The organism is Litoreibacter ascidiaceicola (assembly GCF_900129235.1).
Classification (GTDB): Bacteria; Pseudomonadota; Alphaproteobacteria; order Rhodobacterales; family Rhodobacteraceae; genus Litoreibacter; species Litoreibacter ascidiaceicola.
In genome coordinates this window covers 71,353-85,816 of record NZ_FQUV01000008.1, presented here as the reverse complement: position 1 = coordinate 85,816, position 14,464 = coordinate 71,353, and the positions used below count along the sequence as shown (strand labels likewise).

At 57.1% G+C, this 14,464-nt stretch carries 16 protein-coding genes; 12 read left to right on the top strand and 4 right to left on the bottom strand.

Annotation, left to right across the window (positions count from 1 at the left end; all coding sequences use genetic code 11):
* Window positions 1-53 precede the first annotated feature (53 nt).
* Complete coding sequence (locus BUB72_RS15685; RefSeq protein ID WP_073145695.1) at window positions 54-1,346, bottom strand: RsmB/NOP family class I SAM-dependent RNA methyltransferase; 1,293 nt, start codon at window positions 1,344-1,346, stop codon at window positions 54-56.
* A 60-nt stretch (window positions 1,347-1,406) separates the two neighbouring features.
* Here BUB72_RS15685 and BUB72_RS15680 point away from each other — a divergent pair, with 60 nt between their 5' ends.
* Complete coding sequence (locus tag BUB72_RS15680; protein ID WP_073145693.1) at window positions 1,407-1,580, top strand: DUF1674 domain-containing protein; 174 nt, start codon at window positions 1,407-1,409, stop codon at window positions 1,578-1,580.
* Between the two features lie 109 nt (window positions 1,581-1,689).
* A complete protein-coding gene (locus BUB72_RS15675) occupies window positions 1,690-2,343 on the top strand; it encodes an ankyrin repeat domain-containing protein (protein ID WP_073145691.1) in 654 nt (217 codons plus the stop codon).
* Window positions 2,344-2,402: 59 nt separating this feature from the next.
* On the opposite strand, the gene dapB is transcribed toward BUB72_RS15675, so the two are convergent.
* Window positions 2,403-3,203 (bottom strand): 4-hydroxy-tetrahydrodipicolinate reductase, encoded by an 801-nt coding sequence (dapB, locus tag BUB72_RS15670; protein WP_073145689.1) that lies wholly within the window; start codon window positions 3,201-3,203, stop codon window positions 2,403-2,405.
* A 79-nt stretch (window positions 3,204-3,282) separates the two neighbouring features.
* On the opposite strand from dapB, the gene rbfA reads away from it, so the two are divergent.
* From rbfA to BUB72_RS15640, 6 genes are all read left to right on the top strand, one after another.
* Complete coding sequence (rbfA, locus tag BUB72_RS15665; protein ID WP_073145687.1) at window positions 3,283-3,699, top strand: 30S ribosome-binding factor RbfA; 417 nt, start codon at window positions 3,283-3,285, stop codon at window positions 3,697-3,699.
* Window positions 3,683-4,417, top strand: a complete 735-nt coding sequence (locus BUB72_RS15660; protein ID WP_175549183.1) for a phosphodiester glycosidase family protein — start codon at window positions 3,683-3,685, stop codon at window positions 4,415-4,417. The genes rbfA and BUB72_RS15660 overlap by 17 nt, the downstream gene beginning before the upstream one ends.
* 60 nt (window positions 4,418-4,477) lie before the next feature.
* Entirely contained in the window at window positions 4,478-5,386 is a 909-nt protein-coding gene (gene truB / locus BUB72_RS15655) for a tRNA pseudouridine(55) synthase TruB (RefSeq protein ID WP_073145685.1), read from the top strand.
* A 175-nt stretch (window positions 5,387-5,561) separates the two neighbouring features.
* A complete protein-coding gene (locus BUB72_RS15650) occupies window positions 5,562-6,047 on the top strand; it encodes a hypothetical protein (RefSeq protein ID WP_073145683.1) in 486 nt (161 codons plus the stop codon).
* A 32-nt stretch (window positions 6,048-6,079) separates the two neighbouring features.
* Window positions 6,080-6,586, top strand: coding sequence for a DUF1643 domain-containing protein (locus BUB72_RS15645; RefSeq protein WP_073145680.1), 507 nt, complete (start codon window positions 6,080-6,082; stop codon window positions 6,584-6,586).
* Between the two features lie 78 nt (window positions 6,587-6,664).
* On the top strand, window positions 6,665-7,579 hold the full coding sequence (locus tag BUB72_RS15640; RefSeq protein WP_073145677.1) for an alpha/beta fold hydrolase: 915 nt from the start codon (window positions 6,665-6,667) through the stop codon (window positions 7,577-7,579).
* An 11-nt stretch (window positions 7,580-7,590) separates the two neighbouring features.
* Here BUB72_RS15640 and BUB72_RS15635 read toward each other — a convergent pair whose 3' ends face one another.
* Window positions 7,591-8,841 carry a calcium-binding protein gene (locus BUB72_RS15635; RefSeq protein ID WP_073145675.1) on the bottom strand — a complete coding sequence of 417 codons (1,251 nt, stop codon included), beginning with the start codon at window positions 8,839-8,841 and terminating at the stop codon, window positions 7,591-7,593.
* Window positions 8,842-9,207: 366 nt separating this feature from the next.
* Here BUB72_RS15635 and rpsO point away from each other — a divergent pair, with 366 nt between their 5' ends.
* A complete protein-coding gene (gene rpsO / locus BUB72_RS15630) occupies window positions 9,208-9,477 on the top strand; it encodes a 30S ribosomal protein S15 (protein WP_073145673.1) in 270 nt (89 codons plus the stop codon).
* A 153-nt stretch (window positions 9,478-9,630) separates the two neighbouring features.
* Here the strand turns inward: rpsO and BUB72_RS15625 are convergent, their stop codons facing one another.
* Complete coding sequence (locus tag BUB72_RS15625; protein WP_073145671.1) at window positions 9,631-10,233, bottom strand: class I SAM-dependent methyltransferase; 603 nt, start codon at window positions 10,231-10,233, stop codon at window positions 9,631-9,633.
* Between the two features lie 343 nt (window positions 10,234-10,576).
* Here BUB72_RS15625 and pnp point away from each other — a divergent pair, with 343 nt between their 5' ends.
* The 3 genes from pnp to BUB72_RS15610 all read left to right on the top strand — a co-directional run bounded on the left by pnp (window position 10,577) and on the right by BUB72_RS15610 (window position 14,417).
* Window positions 10,577-12,712, top strand: a complete 2,136-nt coding sequence (gene pnp, locus BUB72_RS15620) for a polyribonucleotide nucleotidyltransferase (protein ID WP_073145668.1) — start codon at window positions 10,577-10,579, stop codon at window positions 12,710-12,712.
* 133 nt (window positions 12,713-12,845) lie between these two features.
* Window positions 12,846-13,733, top strand: coding sequence for a YghX family hydrolase (yghX, locus tag BUB72_RS15615; RefSeq protein ID WP_073145666.1), 888 nt, complete (start codon window positions 12,846-12,848; stop codon window positions 13,731-13,733).
* Between the two features lie 123 nt (window positions 13,734-13,856).
* The gene (locus tag BUB72_RS15610) at window positions 13,857-14,417 is read left to right on the top strand and encodes a L,D-transpeptidase (protein WP_073145664.1); all 561 of its coding nucleotides are present in this window, start codon (window positions 13,857-13,859) and stop codon (window positions 14,415-14,417) included.
* Window positions 14,418-14,464: the final 47 nt, after the last annotated feature.

Here is a 14,464-nt window from a genome sequence, read left to right as displayed (position 1 = left end):
TCGCCTGCTTCTTTTGCCGCGATTCTACGCGGGCAAGGCGGGCCTGTCACCGATTATTCAGGTTTGCGCAGCGCAATCATGAAAAAGCCGTCCATTCCGCCACGGTCCGCCCAATAGCTGGGCGACAGTCGCAAGCCGCCGACACGGCTGCGCCATTCCGGCTCAATGCCCTTCAAGTCCGGCTCGATTTCGGTCAAACCATGCCGTGCCATCGCGGTTTTGGCCTGACGCTCGCCCTCGTCAAACAGCAAGGAGCAGGTGCAAAAGACCAAACGCCCACCGGGTTTCAACAGGCTCACTGCCGTGTCGATCATATCGGATTGCAGCGCGAACAGCTCGTTCAGTTGCGTGCCGTCCTTGGCATAGGGCAAATCAGGATGACGGCGGATGGTGCCAGTGGCCGAGCAAGGCGCGTCCAAAAGGATCGCGTCGTAAAGCACATCGTCAGGCGCGTTCAGCGCGTCTTCAATCACCAGCTTGGCGGTCAGTCCAGTGCGTTGAAGGTTTTCTTCCACCCACGCCATCCGCTCGGGCGAAATATCCAGCGCGGTCACGTCCGCACCGGTCGCCGCCAGTTGCATCGTCTTGCCACCGGGTGCGGCACACATGTCCAGCACAACCTCGCCCTTTTGGGCATTCAGCATACGTGCAGCAATGGCCGCTGCGGCATCCTGAATCCACCATGCGCCCTCTGCGAAGCCCGGAAGCTCGGTCACTTGGACCGAGCGGTCGATGCGCAAAGACCTGGTCGGCAGCAGCTCGGCACCCAACTGCTCGGCCCAATGCTCGGCCTTATCCTCGTCGCGCAGGGTAATATCCAAGGGCGCCCCAGCGAGATGGGCGGCTTCAATGGCCTGCGCCGTCGCTTCATCGAACAAATGGACTACGCGTGGGCGCAGCCATTTGGGCATGCGCGAAGGCGGAATATCCGGCCACATCTGTGGCCCTTCGGTCGCGACTTTGCGCAACACTGCGTTCGCCAGTCCCGCCATGCGCGGCGAACGGCCGGAGCGTTTCATCAAGTTCACCGCACTGTCCACGACACCGTGCGGTGCTTCGCCCTCGACACATAGCTCCACCACCGCGAGGCGCAGGATGTTCAGCGCCACTTCGGGCGGCATCTTCTCGACGAACTGCGAGATCACCACATCGGCCCGCCCCAACTCCCGTAAGGTCGTCGTCGCCAGACGCTGAGCGCGCGCGCGATCGGCGGGTTCCAACCGGTCCAACACACCACTGCCCAGCAGAACGGAAAGCTGTTCTTTTTCCTCCAGCACGCCCCGAAGCAGTTGTACCGCTGCACGGCGGGCATGAAGTCCAGAAGGTTGGGTGTGGTCTTGCGTCATACTTGTCTCCTTGCCCATGGGCCGTATATCAAGTGCAGGACCGGAACAAGGACGCGGGACATGACAGATAAACAAGACCTGCCCCCAGAGGCCCTTCGCGCATTGGAAGAGGCCGCTGCGCGCAAGAAGGCCAAAGGTGATCTGGAGCTACCCAACGAGCTGGGTGGTCGCGACGGGCCAGAGCCTGTGCGCTACGGCGATTGGGAACGTAAGGGGATTGCGGTCGATTTCTGAGGAGACCATTTTGAGTCCTAAGTAACTGTAAATGATTGCAGTCGTCGCCCTAAGCGCCCTAACCTCAAGAGCCTGATGGCACTGACGAAAAACTCGTAGCAGGACACTGATGACCTATACTCATTCCCAGCTCTATGAATTTGCCAAGAAGGGCGATTTGCCAAGATTCTTTAAGCACTTCCTTAAGCCGGATGAGGAGGGATGGATAGCTGTACACTATGCTGCGATGCATGGCGATTTACATGCCTTAGAGAGGTTAAGTGCTTGGGGTTTAGACGCACTATTTTTAGCACCTGATAGGTTAGACGCTTTCGAAATTGCATTAGATCATGGGCACTTCGCAGTTTGCGACTGGCTGCTAAGTATTGGTGCCAGCTTGGAACCTCGCCCTAATGATTACAGCGCACTAGACTACGCTGCGATGCAAGGAAATTTGGAAGCCGTCAGTTATCTTCTTTCAAAGGGGGCTCTGATTGATGGCGTCGTGGGAAATCGACCACCAATCGTCTGGGCCGCGCAGGAGCGACAGCTTGAAGTTTTTGAGGCATTGCTGAAACAAGGGGCTTCCGCTTCGAAATCAGGCGGCGATTTAGATCATATGACGGCCCTGCTCATGTCTGCGTCAGAGGGAAAAATGGAGTTTCTAGAGGCAATCTTCCGAATTGGGCCAACAATTGAGGTGAGTCATTTGATCGCGGCTGCGGAACTGGCAGAGGCATTTGGAGAGCTCAATGCGGAACGCCTAATTCGCTCAAAGGTTTGAGGCTTTCGAAAAATTCACGTCTGCCGCGAAGGCTAACTTTGTCCCGTAAAGCGGCCTCTCTAAAGCCCCAGCACGTCCAGCATATCGTATTCACCCGGACCTTTGCCCTGCCCCCAGAGTGCGGCCTTCAGCGCGCCGCGTGCGAAGACCGCGCGGTCGGTGGCGAGGTGGCGCAGCACGATGCGTTCGCCGTCGGCTGCGAAGATCACGTCGTGCTCTCCCACAACGTCTCCACCGCGGATCGCAGCAAAGCCGATGTCACCGCGTTTGCGCGCGCCGGTGATGCCGTCGCGGCCGCTGTCTTTGACGTCAGCCAGTTCAACACCGCGCCCCTCGGCGGCGGCCTCGCCCAGCATCAGGGCGGTGCCAGACGGCGCGTCGACCTTGTAGCGGTGATGGGCCTCGACGACTTCGATGTCGTAATCCTCGTCCAACGCCGCCGCGACCTTTTTGGTCAGCTGCACCAACAGGTTCACCCCAAGACTCATGTTGCCAGCGCGCACAATCGGCGCGTGGCGGGCGGCGGCTTTGATCTTGGCGAGGTCATCGTCGCTAAGTCCGGTAGTCCCAATCACATGCACCGCGCGGGCCTGTGCGGCTAGTTCGGCCATAGCAACGGTCGCAGCGGGCGTGGTGAAATCGATGATGGCTTGTGCGTCTTTGACAACCTCGATGGCATCGGACACCACGGGCACGCCCATCTTGGCCTGCCCCATCGCCAAGCCCAAATCCTGGCCGACCCAAGGGTGGCCTTCACGTTCGGTTACACCAACAAGATGCGCATGCTCCGAGACCTTTACGGTCTCGATCAGCATTTGCCCCATGCGGCCGGATGCTCCGGTAATCACGATGCCTGTCATAGTGTAACCCTCATATACTATAGCCCGAAGGGTGTAGGACCTGTTGCAAGGGACTGGCAAGGGGCTTAAGTGCGGGACCATGGCTAAGAAATCAAAATTCGCGGGCGCGGGTCCATCGCAACGTCAACTTCGTGTGGGCGAGCTTATTCGGCGTACACTGTCGGAAGTTCTGAACCGTGGGGAAATCCACGATCCGGACCTGAACCGCATGTCGATCACAGTCAGCGAAGTGCGCGTCACACCTGACCTGCGCATCGCCACGGCCTTTGTTTTACCGCTAGGTGGCAAGGACAAGGAGGAAGCATTGCAAGCGCTTGCCCGCAACAAGGGTGAAATCCGCCATGTCATTACCAAGCAAATGTCCGTAAAGCACTCGCCCGACATTCGCTTCATGCTTGATGACACGTTTGACCGCATCGAAGAAACCAACCGCCTGTTCGCCAGCGAGGCCGTTCGTCGCGATCTGGCTAAAGACGACGATGCTGGCGAAGATTAAATACGCCACTCTGGTCTGCCTCTTGGCATCCCCCGCGCTGGCCGATGGCTGTCGCGATTTAACGCATCTAGGCGACAGCTATACGGTCTGCACCGTTGATAACCCCACCACGTTGGAGCTTTGGCTGAAAGACAATAATGACCTCGTCATCGGAGAGTTCTTCAGCCTGCAAGAGCTTCTGGGCGAGCAAGGCAAGACACTGACTTTCGCCATGAACGGCGGCATGTTCCACGAGGATCGCCGTGCAGTGGGGTTGTTTATTTCCGACTACAAGGAACAGGCCCGTTTGGTGACACGCGAAGGTCCAGGCAATTTCGGACTGCTGCCGAACGGGGTATTTTGTGTCGAAGGGCAAACGGCGAAGGTGATCGAAAGCCGCGCTTACGCAGAGAACACGCCGACTTGTCGTATCGCCACGCAGTCTGGTCCAATGTTCGTGATCGACGGCAAGCTGCATCCCAAGTTCACCACCGACAGCACCTCCAAGAAGCGCCGTAACGGGGTGGGCGTCGACACGCAGGGGCGGTCGCATTTTGTTATTTCCAACGGGTTCGTGCGGTTTCACGACATGGCTACGTTGTTCCGAGATGAACTCGACAGCCCCAATGCGCTGTTTCTGGACGGCTCGGTGTCGCGCTTGTTCTCGGCAGAGCTTGGCCGTTCTGACGCGGGGCCTCTGATGGGCCCGATCATCGGACAGGCCTTGCCGTCGCAATAGACATTGACGCCCGCCGTCACCCGCAATAGCACCCGACCCTTCACTACGCAGGAGCGCACCATGGGACGCCGCAAAAAAGGCCGCGATATTTCCGGATGGGTCGTCATCGACAAACCCGCAGGGATCACCTCCACCTCGGTGGTGAACAAGGTGCGCTGGGCGTTCGACGCCAAAAAGGCGGGCCACGCAGGCACGCTGGACCCTGATGCGACTGGTGTACTGGCTGTGGCTCTGGGCGAAGCCACCAAAACGGTGCCTTTTGTAACCGACGCCATGAAAGCTTATCGCTTTACGGTGCGTTTGGGGCAATCGACCAATACCGACGACGCGGAAGGCGAGGTCTTGTCAGAAAGTGAAACAAGACCATCCGATGAAGAAATCGAAGCTGCCTTGCCTGCTTTAACAGGTGACATCATGCAGGTCCCGCCAAAGTTTTCAGCCGTTAAAATTGACGGGCAGCGCGCCTACAAGCTTGCCCGAGACGGCGAGGAAGTCGAGCTCACCGCCCGCCCTCTTTTTGTCGAAAGCCTTGTGCTTGTGGAGCGTTCGGACCCTGACCATGTCACGCTAGAAATGGTCTGCGGCAAGGGCGGCTACGTACGTTCCATTGCGCGGGACTTGGGCGAAGCGCTTGGCTGCTTCGGCCATGTTCGCGAGTTGCGCCGCACATGGTCTGGCCCGTTTGACGTTGAGGATGGCGTCACTCTGGAAGAACTCGACGCTGTTGCCAAAACCGACGCGATTATGGAGTTTCTCGGCCCGATTGAAATCGGCCTTGTAGACCTGCCAGAACTGCCCACCACCGAAAGTGGTGCTGTGAAGCTGCGCAACGGCAACCCCGGCATGGTGATCGGCACAGGTGTGCAATACGGCGACGAGGCGTGGGCCTCGCTGAACGGTCAAGCCGTCGCCGTGGGGCGCTTCAAGGCGGGTGAATTGCATCCCTCGCGGGTATTCAACACCAACTGATTGTAACAATTGCCCTGCCGCTCACGCGGATGTGGGGCATTGTTTCGGATAATTTGCCGGAACTGTAACAAAACTCACGACCCGTCCGCGCAGATTGCGCGATTTCGTGAGGTATCTGTTCACAGACGCACAAATCGCTCAGAAACACTGCAACACAGCATTTCTGGAGCATCCGATGATCACTCAAACCCATCTTTCCCGCCAAGTCTGGACCGTCCTTTTGGCAGGAGGCCTTGCCACCGTCGCGTTCGATCTGTTTGGCCAAGGCCTGTCACCCGCCTTCGGTTTCGCCAAACTCGCGCCGGTGGGCCTCGCCACCGCGACACTCAAAACCATCTTCGGGGACATACCGAAAGGTGCCGGCGACATCATGCACATCCTGACCGGTATGTTTGTCTACACCCTTGGCTACCTGCTGGTCGCCCGCCCGATCCAGCGCAAGGTCATTCCGAACCTGCATTGGGCCATTACCGCCACTGCCTACGGCATCGGCTTGTGGGTCTTCGCGTTGTATTTCGTCGCGCATCTTATCGCGGGCAACCCGCCGTTCCTGGGCTTTACCGGCATCACATGGGTCGCGTTCTGGGGTCATATCGTCTACGCGCTCGTCGCCGTCTATGTGATTGAGCGCGGACCTTTCAGCCAACAGCACGAGGCTTGAACCGAAGCCCATGGGCTGGCACAAGCTGGCCCATGATTACCCGTACACATTTGAAAGGCGATGCGGCCTCGACGGCGGTTTATTCCGATTGCGAACGATACCGCTACGCCCTGACCCGCATCTGGGACAATGGAGGCCGTAAAGTTTCCTTCGTCATGCTCAACCCGTCCACCGCGACCGAGGTCCAGAACGACCCTACAGTCGAGCGCTGCGAGCGCCGCGCGAGGGCGTTGGGCTTCGGTGCCTTTCGTGTTTGCAACATTTTCGCATGGCGTGACACCGACCCGTTCAAAATGCGCAAAGCCAAGGAACCTATCGGCGCTGCAAATGATGAGGCCATCAATGACGCGTGCCAGTGGGCGGATACAGTCGTCGCCGCGTGGGGCACGCATGGGGCACATTTGGATCGCGGCCCGACAGTCGAGGCGCTGATGCGGGCAACTGGAAGCTCGTTGTATCACCTTGGCCTGAGCAAGGCAGGGCACCCCAAGCACCCGCTCTACATCGCCTATGCCAAGCAGCCCGAGTTGTGGGATTGAATACCGTCAATTCGTAGCCAGCCCTTGATCGTGCCGCCGCTTGGCCTCCTTATGAAGTCGTTACATCTGGAGCGCGCAATGACCAAGCTAGAAACCAAATCAAAACTCCCGGGGTTTACCCGCCACGACGTTGACGTGGGTGGTGTGGTCTTGTCAGTTCACGTGGCAGGCAGCGGACCGGCGCTTTTGCTGCTCCATGGTTATCCTCAAAACCATATGTGCTGGCTCAATATCGCCCCGCATTTCGCAGAAAAGTTCACCTGCATCGTTCCCGATCTGCGTGGCTATGGCGACAGCGACGCGCCTAAAGACACAAGTGTGGATCACGCGACCTATTCCAAGCGTCAGATGGCTCAGGATATGGTTGGTGTGCTCGACCACTTTGGCCACGACCGTGCGCATGTACTTGGCCATGATCGCGGCGGGCGCGTTGCCTACCGCTTTGCGCTGGACCACCCCGAACGGCTTGATCGTCTTGGTATCATAGAGATCGTTCCCACTGGCGATTTCTGGCAGGCGTGGAATGCGGAGCTTGCGTATAAGGCCTATCACTGGACCTTTCTCGCCCAGCCTTACCCGCTTCCGGAGAACATGATAAATGCTAACCCCGAAGCATATGTCGATCACACACTAAAGAGCTGGGTCAACGCGAAGTCGCTGGATATTTTCCCTAAACCGGCGTTGGAAAGCTACCGTGCGCAGGCAAGGGACCCCGCCCGTATCCACGCGATGTGTGCGGATTATAGGGCTGGTGCGACGTTCGACAGAAAACTCGATGAGGCGGACAAAGCCCTTGGTCGGAAAATCGCAGCGCCCTTGCGCTTCCTTTGGGCAGAGGGCGGATTTCCGGGGCAAACTGGCAATCCCGAAGATCTATGGAGCAGCTGGGCCGATCAGGTCAGTTCCCAATCGTGCATCAGCGGTCACTTTGTAATGGAAGAAAACCCAGAAGCAGTGCTTGACTGCTTCTGGGCATTTTTTGAATCGAAATGAAGACGTAGGGGTTAAGCCGCAGCGGCTTCTTCAGCTGGGGTGGCAACCACAACAGGTGTAGCTTCCGCGGCTTCTTCCTCAGTAGCAACTTCTTCTTCGGCAGCAGGTTCTTCATCTGCCACCGCTGGAGCGGACCCCGGGCCGACACTGATCGTCGGGGTGACCTGAAGACTATCAACCAGTGTGATGTCCTCAACGGCGAGATCGCCAGGCGTGGTAACCTTGAGCACGACAACACCGCCAAGGGTGATATCCGCAGACCCGTCTGCATTGGAAACAATTCCAACTTCAGGCGCGTCACCCTCGGTGCCATCATAGCGAAGTTCGATGACATCTTCCTCGGAGTTGAAGTCTTTCACCGTACCTGCAGTTTCAGCGTTGATGAAGGTGCCGGTCGCAAAGGTGTCAGCACCGATCCCACCAGTGGCAACATCGCCGTTGCCAATGTAGAGGAAGTCGTCACCTTCATTGCCAAACAGCTGGTCACCTTCGTCGATTTCTTCGCCCGTTTCGAGCGAGAAGAAGGTACCGAAGACATAATCATTGCCTTGGCCACCACGCAAAATATCAGCGCCTAGGCCACCTCCTAGTTCGTCATCGCCAAGGCCACCGCCAACGATGTCGTTCCCGTCGCCACCAAAGACGAGATCATTACCAGCACCGCCGGCGAGCGTATCGTCACCTGCGTCACCCGAGATCGAGTCATTATCTGCTTCGCCTTCGATCACGTCATCGCCTGCGCCACCGCTCAGACGATCATCGCCGTTTCCGCCACCAATCGTGTCGTTGCCGTCACCACCACCGATCAGGTCGTTCCCGCCGCTACCGCGAATGGCGTCAGCACCTGCGCCACCCAAAATAACGTCATTGCCGCCAGCACCGATAATCGCATCGTCGCCGTCACCGCCGTCGATTCTGTCGTTACCGTCGCCACCGTTGATCTGATCGTCACCCGCATCGCCAAAAATCGTGTCGTCGCCAAAGCTTCCCCGCAGGTCGTCGTTTCCGTCACCGCCAAACACGGTGTCATCACCGCGCCCCGCTGCAATGGTGTCGTCACCTTCAAGGCCGGAGATCACATCATCGCCCGCATGGCCTTCCATAATGTCGATATCCATCGTGCCCGTCAGCTCGTCGTCACCATTGGTGCCAACAAGGTCGCCGGGCTCTACGGGGTCTACAGGCGCGGCATCATCACTATCAGAATCAAAAACAGTACTCAGCAAACCAACCAGCGCTAAAAGACCTATTACTCCGACCATCGTATTTACTCCCCAGGGATTTTTACAAAACAAACTTTGTTAATCATATGTTAAGGATTGGCTGACGGGCCAGTTAAATCGCCACATTTTGGACAAACTTTTGCCACACCGCTTCCATTGTTTCCGTTTGAGGAACAGAGACGCCAAGTGCGTGATTTTATGCGATGTAATCGTGCTAACCGGTACGGCATCTGCCTGACCTCGCCCGAAATATCACCTTTCAACGGTGTAAAGATTCGGGCTTCCCATTCATGCCAAAACGACCTATACGCGCCCATCCGCTAGCAACAGCGGTGCACTCCACGGGCCTTGCTGGACGACATCCCGGCCTGCGCCATTCACACTAACCTTTAAAAGGAGACCCCGATGTCGATTACTGCTGAAGAAAAAGCACGCCTGATGAAAGAATTCGCGACCAAAGAGGGCGACACCGGTTCGCCTGAAGTTCAGGTCGCTATCCTCACTTCGCGCATCACCACGCTGACCGAGCACTTCAAAACCCACAAAAAAGACAACCACGGTCGTCGTGGCCTTTTGAAGATGGTTGCTCTGCGTCGTAAGCTGCTGGATTACACCAAAGGCAAAGACGAAGCGCGCTACCAAGACCTGATCAAACGCCTCGGCATTCGTCGCTAGGCCATTTTGCACCACGCTTAATGGTCGGTTTCCTAGGAAACTTGCGTACCGCTACAGGTTGAAATCAATAGAACGCCCGCCCTACTTGGCGGGCGATTTTACATCTTGGGCACTGTATCCAGTCGAATTGGCCATAACGAAGTGCCCCGCCTGTCAGCCAGTCATAAAAACATCGTAGCGCGTTGATTTCCCCAGTATTTGATGGGAACACGCCCGTATCCCCTCGATTGGGTCGGCCTTCGCTGGCCATTTTAAAACCACTCGATTGCGTGCATTCTTAAGTGCCACACGCACAAGATCGGCGGCATCATCATCCGTTCCAACAATTTCGCGGACTTGGCGTAGCTCACGCTTCACCAGAGCAGAATTTTTGCGCGGCGGATGCATCGGGTCGATCAGAATTGCTTCGCAAGACAGGTCTGGCAGCACGTCTTTCGCATCACCTTTCAACAGTGTCATGCGGCTTACGATATCACGAAACTCGCCCCCTTCTTTGAGGGCGCGGTCCATGCCCTGCGCCAACAACGCATGCATGTGCTCCGACCGCTCGATCAAAGTGACCTGCGCCCCTAGAGACGCCAACAAGAATGCGTCGCGGCCCAAACCGGCCGTTGCATCGACAATCGCAGGCGTCTTGCCCGCGCGTAGCCCCATGGCTTTTGCCAGCGCTTGCCCGCGCCCCCCTCCGAACCGAAGGCGATGCGCGACAGCCCCGCTAACAAAATCAACGCGCAACTCTGCTGCGCCTTTTGTCATGCTCGGTTCACCGCATATTCCCGCATTCGTGTCAAAATCCCATTCCTAGGCTAGTAGCCGATTTTCTTCGGCTGTCATATGCTCCGAATGCCAATTTTGAAGATCAAACTCGTGGTAAGCCTGAGAAGCTTCGCGATGCAAATTGATATTGTTAGGCGGCATTGGCGCTCTGCCCAAGCTCCCCACTTCCCAAACGCCTCAAACCCCTATATAGCCCGCACATCTGAGACTGTGCGCCCTGACCCTAGGCGTATGCATAAAGGATAGGGGTCGGCGGCAATGGGGCCGCCATTTACACGGGAGACCCGGAACGCCGGGAGTGCTCCCATATAGGAAACGACACATGTTTAACGTGACTAAAAAATCCATCGAGTGGGGCGAAGAAACGCTGACACTCGAAACCGGCAAGATTGCCCGTCAAGCTGACGGCTGCGTGATTGCCACCTACGGCGAGACCTCCGTGATGGCCGCCGTGACTTTTGCGAAAACGCAAAAGCCGGGTCAGGACTTCTTCCCGCTGACCGTTCACTACAACGAGAAATACTACGCCGCGGGTAAAATCCCCGGCGGCTTCTTCAAGCGTGAGGCCCGCCCCACCGAAAAAGAAACACTGACATCGCGCCTGATCGACCGTCCGATCCGCCCGTTGTTCGTCCCCGGCTTCAAAAACGAAGTTCTGGTGATCTGTACTGTTTTGTCCCACGATCTGGTTAACGACCCAGATATGGTCGCAATGATCGCGGCCTCTGCTGCGCTGACCATTTCCGGCGCGCCGTTCATGGGTCCGATTGCGGCCTGCCGCGTGGGCTTTGAGGATGGCGACTACATCCTGAACCCAGAACTCGATGACATGCACAACCTGCGCTATAACCCAGAGCAGCGCTTGGACCTTGTCGTTGCAGGCACCAAAGACGCCGTGATGATGGTTGAATCGGAAGCCTACGAGCTGTCCGAGGAAGAAATGCTTGGCGCCGTGGAGTTTGCTCACGAGCAAATCCAACCTGCGATCGACTTGATCATCGACTTTGCTGGCGAATGCGCCAAAGAGCCGTTTGACTTCACACCTCCTGACTACTCCGACCTGTACAAGGCCGTTGCCAAGTCTGGTGAAAAAGCCATGCGTGCCGCTTACGCGATCACTGACAAGCAGGAGCGCACCGCTGCTGTTTCGGCTGCTAAAGAGACCGCCAAAGAAGGCCTGTCCGAAGAGCAACTGGCTGACGAGAACCTTGGTTCTGCGCTGAAAAAGCTCGAATCCACTGTCCTTCGTGGCGACGTGGTGAAGAACAAGAAGCGCATTGACGGTCGTAACCTCGACGAGATCCGCGACATTGTGAGCGAAGTTGGCTTGCTGCCACGGACCCACGGTTCCGCCCTGTTCACACGTGGCGAGACTCAAGGTCTGGTTGTGACCACGTTGGGCACCGGCGATGACGAGCAGATGATCGACAGCCTGCAAGGCATGTATAAGTCGAACTTCCTGCTGCACTATAACTTCCCTCCCTACTCGGTTGGTGAAGTTGGTCGTTTCGGCCCTCCCGGTCGTCGTGAAATCGGTCACGGTAAACTTGCATGGCGCGCCCTTCAGGCCGTACTGCCTGCCCCGACCGACTTCCCGTACACGATCCGTCTGGTCTCCGAGATCACCGAATCCAACGGCTCGTCCTCCATGGCGTCCGTTTGTGGTGGCTCCTTGTCCATGATGGACGCTGGTGTGCCATTGAAAGCACCGGTTGCCGGTGTGGCCATGGGTCTGATCCTTGAAGACGACGGCTCTTACGCGGTGCTGTCTGACATCTTGGGTGACGAAGATCACCTTGGTGACATGGACTTCAAAGTGGCTGGTACCGAGAACGGCATCACCTCGCTGCAAATGGACATCAAGGTTGCAGGCATTACGCCAGCCATCATGAAAACCGCTCTGGCGCAGGCCAAAGAGGGCCGGATGCACATTCTGGGCGAGATGAACAAAGCGCTGTCTTCGGCTGGCGACTTCTCGGTTCACGCACCACGCATTGAGACCATGCAGATCCCAACGGATAAGATCCGTGAAGTGATTGGCTCTGGCGGCAAAGTCATCCGTGAAATCGTGGAAGTATCCGGCGCAAAAGTGGACATCAATGACGAAGGCATCATCAAGATTGCGTCTCCAAACGGCGAAGCCATCAAGAAAGCCTACGACATGATCCACTCGATCGTGGCAGAGCCTGAAGAAGGTGCCGTATATACCGGTACTGTCGTGAAAATCGTCGACTTCGGCGCTTTCGTGAACTTCTTCGGCAAGCGCGACGGTCTGGTCCATGTGTCCCAAATCGAAAACCGCCGTTTGAACCACCCTTCCGACGTCCTGAAAGAAGGCCAGGAAGTGAAGGTCAAACTGCTGGGCTTTGACGACCGCGGCAAGGTTCGCCTGTCAATGAAAGTCGTCGATCAGGAAACTGGCGAAGAAGTCAAAAAAGAGGAAGCGGCAGAGGAGTAAATCCCAGCCCGATCCTGAAATCAGCAGCCCCGGTGGAAACGCCGGGGCTTTTTTTATGATTGCATGACAGATTGCCGAACGCTGCAGCGGTGCTACAATTTGAGTCCCCCGTTACCCAACAGGAGATACTCCAATGCAACGCAAGAAAGCCTCCGACTTCGACCCTCGCCTACTGGAACTCTATGACGGCTATGTCCACGGCAAGATGACCAAGCGCGCCTTCATGACAAATGCGACTAAATATGTGGCGGCCGGTGTCACCGCCGCAGTGGTTCTGGAAAGCTTGCAACCGAACTATGCCTTGGCCCAGCAAGTTGCCCCGGACGACCCCGAGATCGAAACCATGACTGTCGAATATGAAAGCCCCGAAGGTCACGGCACCATCAAGGGCCTTATGGCGAAGCCAGCCGGGGCCACCGGAAAACTCCCTGCCGTACTGGTGATCCACGAAAACCGCGGGCTGAACCCCTATATCGAAGATGTTGTGCGACGGGCGGCCAAGGCGGGATATCTGGCCTTTGGACCTGACGGGCTGACACCTCTCGGTGGCTACCCGGGCAACGACGACGACGGTCGCGCCATGCAAAAGGAACTCGACAGCACAAAGCTGATGGAAGACTTCTTCGCTGCGTTCGAGTTTCTTGCTAGCCACGAAGGATCAACTGGCAAAGTTGGCGCAGTCGGCTTTTGCTATGGTGGTGGCGTCTGCAACGCTTTGGCGGTGGCTTATCCGAACTTAGCCGCCTCAGTACCTTTCTACGGACGCCAGCCCAATGCCGAGGACGTGCCTGCGATCAAAGCGCCACTTCTGATCCATTACGGTGGGTTGGATGAGCGCATCAACGCCGGATGGCCTGCCTATGAGGCTGCGTTGAAAGAAAATGGCAAGTCGTACGAGGCACATATTTACGAGAACGCAAACCATGGCTTCCACAACGACACAACGCCCCGCTACGATGAAGCAGCTGCGAAATTGGCCTGGGACCGAACACTGGCGCATTTTGCTGCTAACCTAAGCTAAGTTCGTAAATTGATGCGGAAGGGGTAATCACGTGGCTGTTATTGCCCCTTTCGGCAATTCTCCGCTACAATGCGCGAGTAATGCCACCTCTCGGACGTTAGGGAGGATAGTAAGGGACATAGAATGATTGACCGTCGCACACTTCTCACCACATCCATTGCTGCCGCAGCAATCGGCACACCCGCGCTGGCGCAACGCAAGCCGTGGGTTATGCCGGAAGAATACAAACCTCGTATTGTCACCCTGCAAGGCGACCTGCCTGCTGGTGAGGTGCATGTCGACCCACGCGCTTTTGCGCTTTACTGGACACTGCCAGAGGGCAAGGCCATCCGCTACACATGCGGTATCGGCCGCGCAGGCCTGTACGAGTCCGGCACGTTCACCGTTGGCGCCAAGAAAGAATGGCCTGCCTGGACACCGACGCAAGATATGATCGAACGCAATCCTGCGGCTTATAAGAAGTGGGAAGATGGCCAGCCCGGCGGACCCGACAACCCGCTTGGCTCACGCGCGCTCTATCTATTTGTTCCGCGCAAGGGAGATACCTTCCTACGCATCCACGGAACGTCTGCACCCTGGACGATTGCATCCGCAATTTCCAACGGGTGTGTGAGGCTTACAAACGCCCATATCGCGCATCTGTATCAACAGGTGCCCAAGGGCGCGAAAGTCGTTTTACACTAAAAATGCCGACATTAGACACGAAGAAGGCCGACCCGTTGGGGTCGGCC

Excerpts from the sequence above, each read along its gene's own strand:
- BUB72_RS15650 (WP_073145683.1), top strand. The coding sequence starts at position 5,562 with ATGATCACTCAAACCCATCTTTCCCGCCAAGTCTGGACCGTCCTTTTG.
- pnp (WP_073145668.1), top strand. The coding sequence starts at position 10,577 with ATGTTTAACGTGACTAAAAAATCCATCGAGTGGGGCGAAGAAACGCTG.
- BUB72_RS15640 (WP_073145677.1), top strand. The coding sequence starts at position 6,665 with ATGACCAAGCTAGAAACCAAATCAAAACTCCCGGGGTTTACCCGCCAC.
- yghX (WP_073145666.1), top strand. The coding sequence starts at position 12,846 with ATGCAACGCAAGAAAGCCTCCGACTTCGACCCTCGCCTACTGGAACTC.
- BUB72_RS15610 (WP_073145664.1), top strand. The coding sequence starts at position 13,857 with ATGATTGACCGTCGCACACTTCTCACCACATCCATTGCTGCCGCAGCA.
- rpsO (WP_073145673.1), top strand. The coding sequence starts at position 9,208 with ATGTCGATTACTGCTGAAGAAAAAGCACGCCTGATGAAAGAATTCGCG.
- BUB72_RS15635 (WP_073145675.1), bottom strand. The coding sequence starts at position 8,841 with ATGGTCGGAGTAATAGGTCTTTTAGCGCTGGTTGGTTTGCTGAGTACT.
- rbfA (WP_073145687.1), top strand. The coding sequence starts at position 3,283 with ATGGCTAAGAAATCAAAATTCGCGGGCGCGGGTCCATCGCAACGTCAA.
- BUB72_RS15625 (WP_073145671.1), bottom strand. The coding sequence starts at position 10,233 with ATGACAAAAGGCGCAGCAGAGTTGCGCGTTGATTTTGTTAGCGGGGCT.
- truB (WP_073145685.1), top strand. The coding sequence starts at position 4,478 with ATGGGACGCCGCAAAAAAGGCCGCGATATTTCCGGATGGGTCGTCATC.
- BUB72_RS15680 (WP_073145693.1), top strand. The coding sequence starts at position 1,407 with ATGACAGATAAACAAGACCTGCCCCCAGAGGCCCTTCGCGCATTGGAA.
- BUB72_RS15660 (WP_175549183.1), top strand. The coding sequence starts at position 3,683 with ATGCTGGCGAAGATTAAATACGCCACTCTGGTCTGCCTCTTGGCATCC.
- BUB72_RS15685 (WP_073145695.1), bottom strand. The coding sequence starts at position 1,346 with ATGACGCAAGACCACACCCAACCTTCTGGACTTCATGCCCGCCGTGCA.
- BUB72_RS15675 (WP_073145691.1), top strand. The coding sequence starts at position 1,690 with ATGACCTATACTCATTCCCAGCTCTATGAATTTGCCAAGAAGGGCGAT.
- BUB72_RS15645 (WP_073145680.1), top strand. The coding sequence starts at position 6,080 with ATGATTACCCGTACACATTTGAAAGGCGATGCGGCCTCGACGGCGGTT.
- dapB (WP_073145689.1), bottom strand. The coding sequence starts at position 3,203 with ATGACAGGCATCGTGATTACCGGAGCATCCGGCCGCATGGGGCAAATG.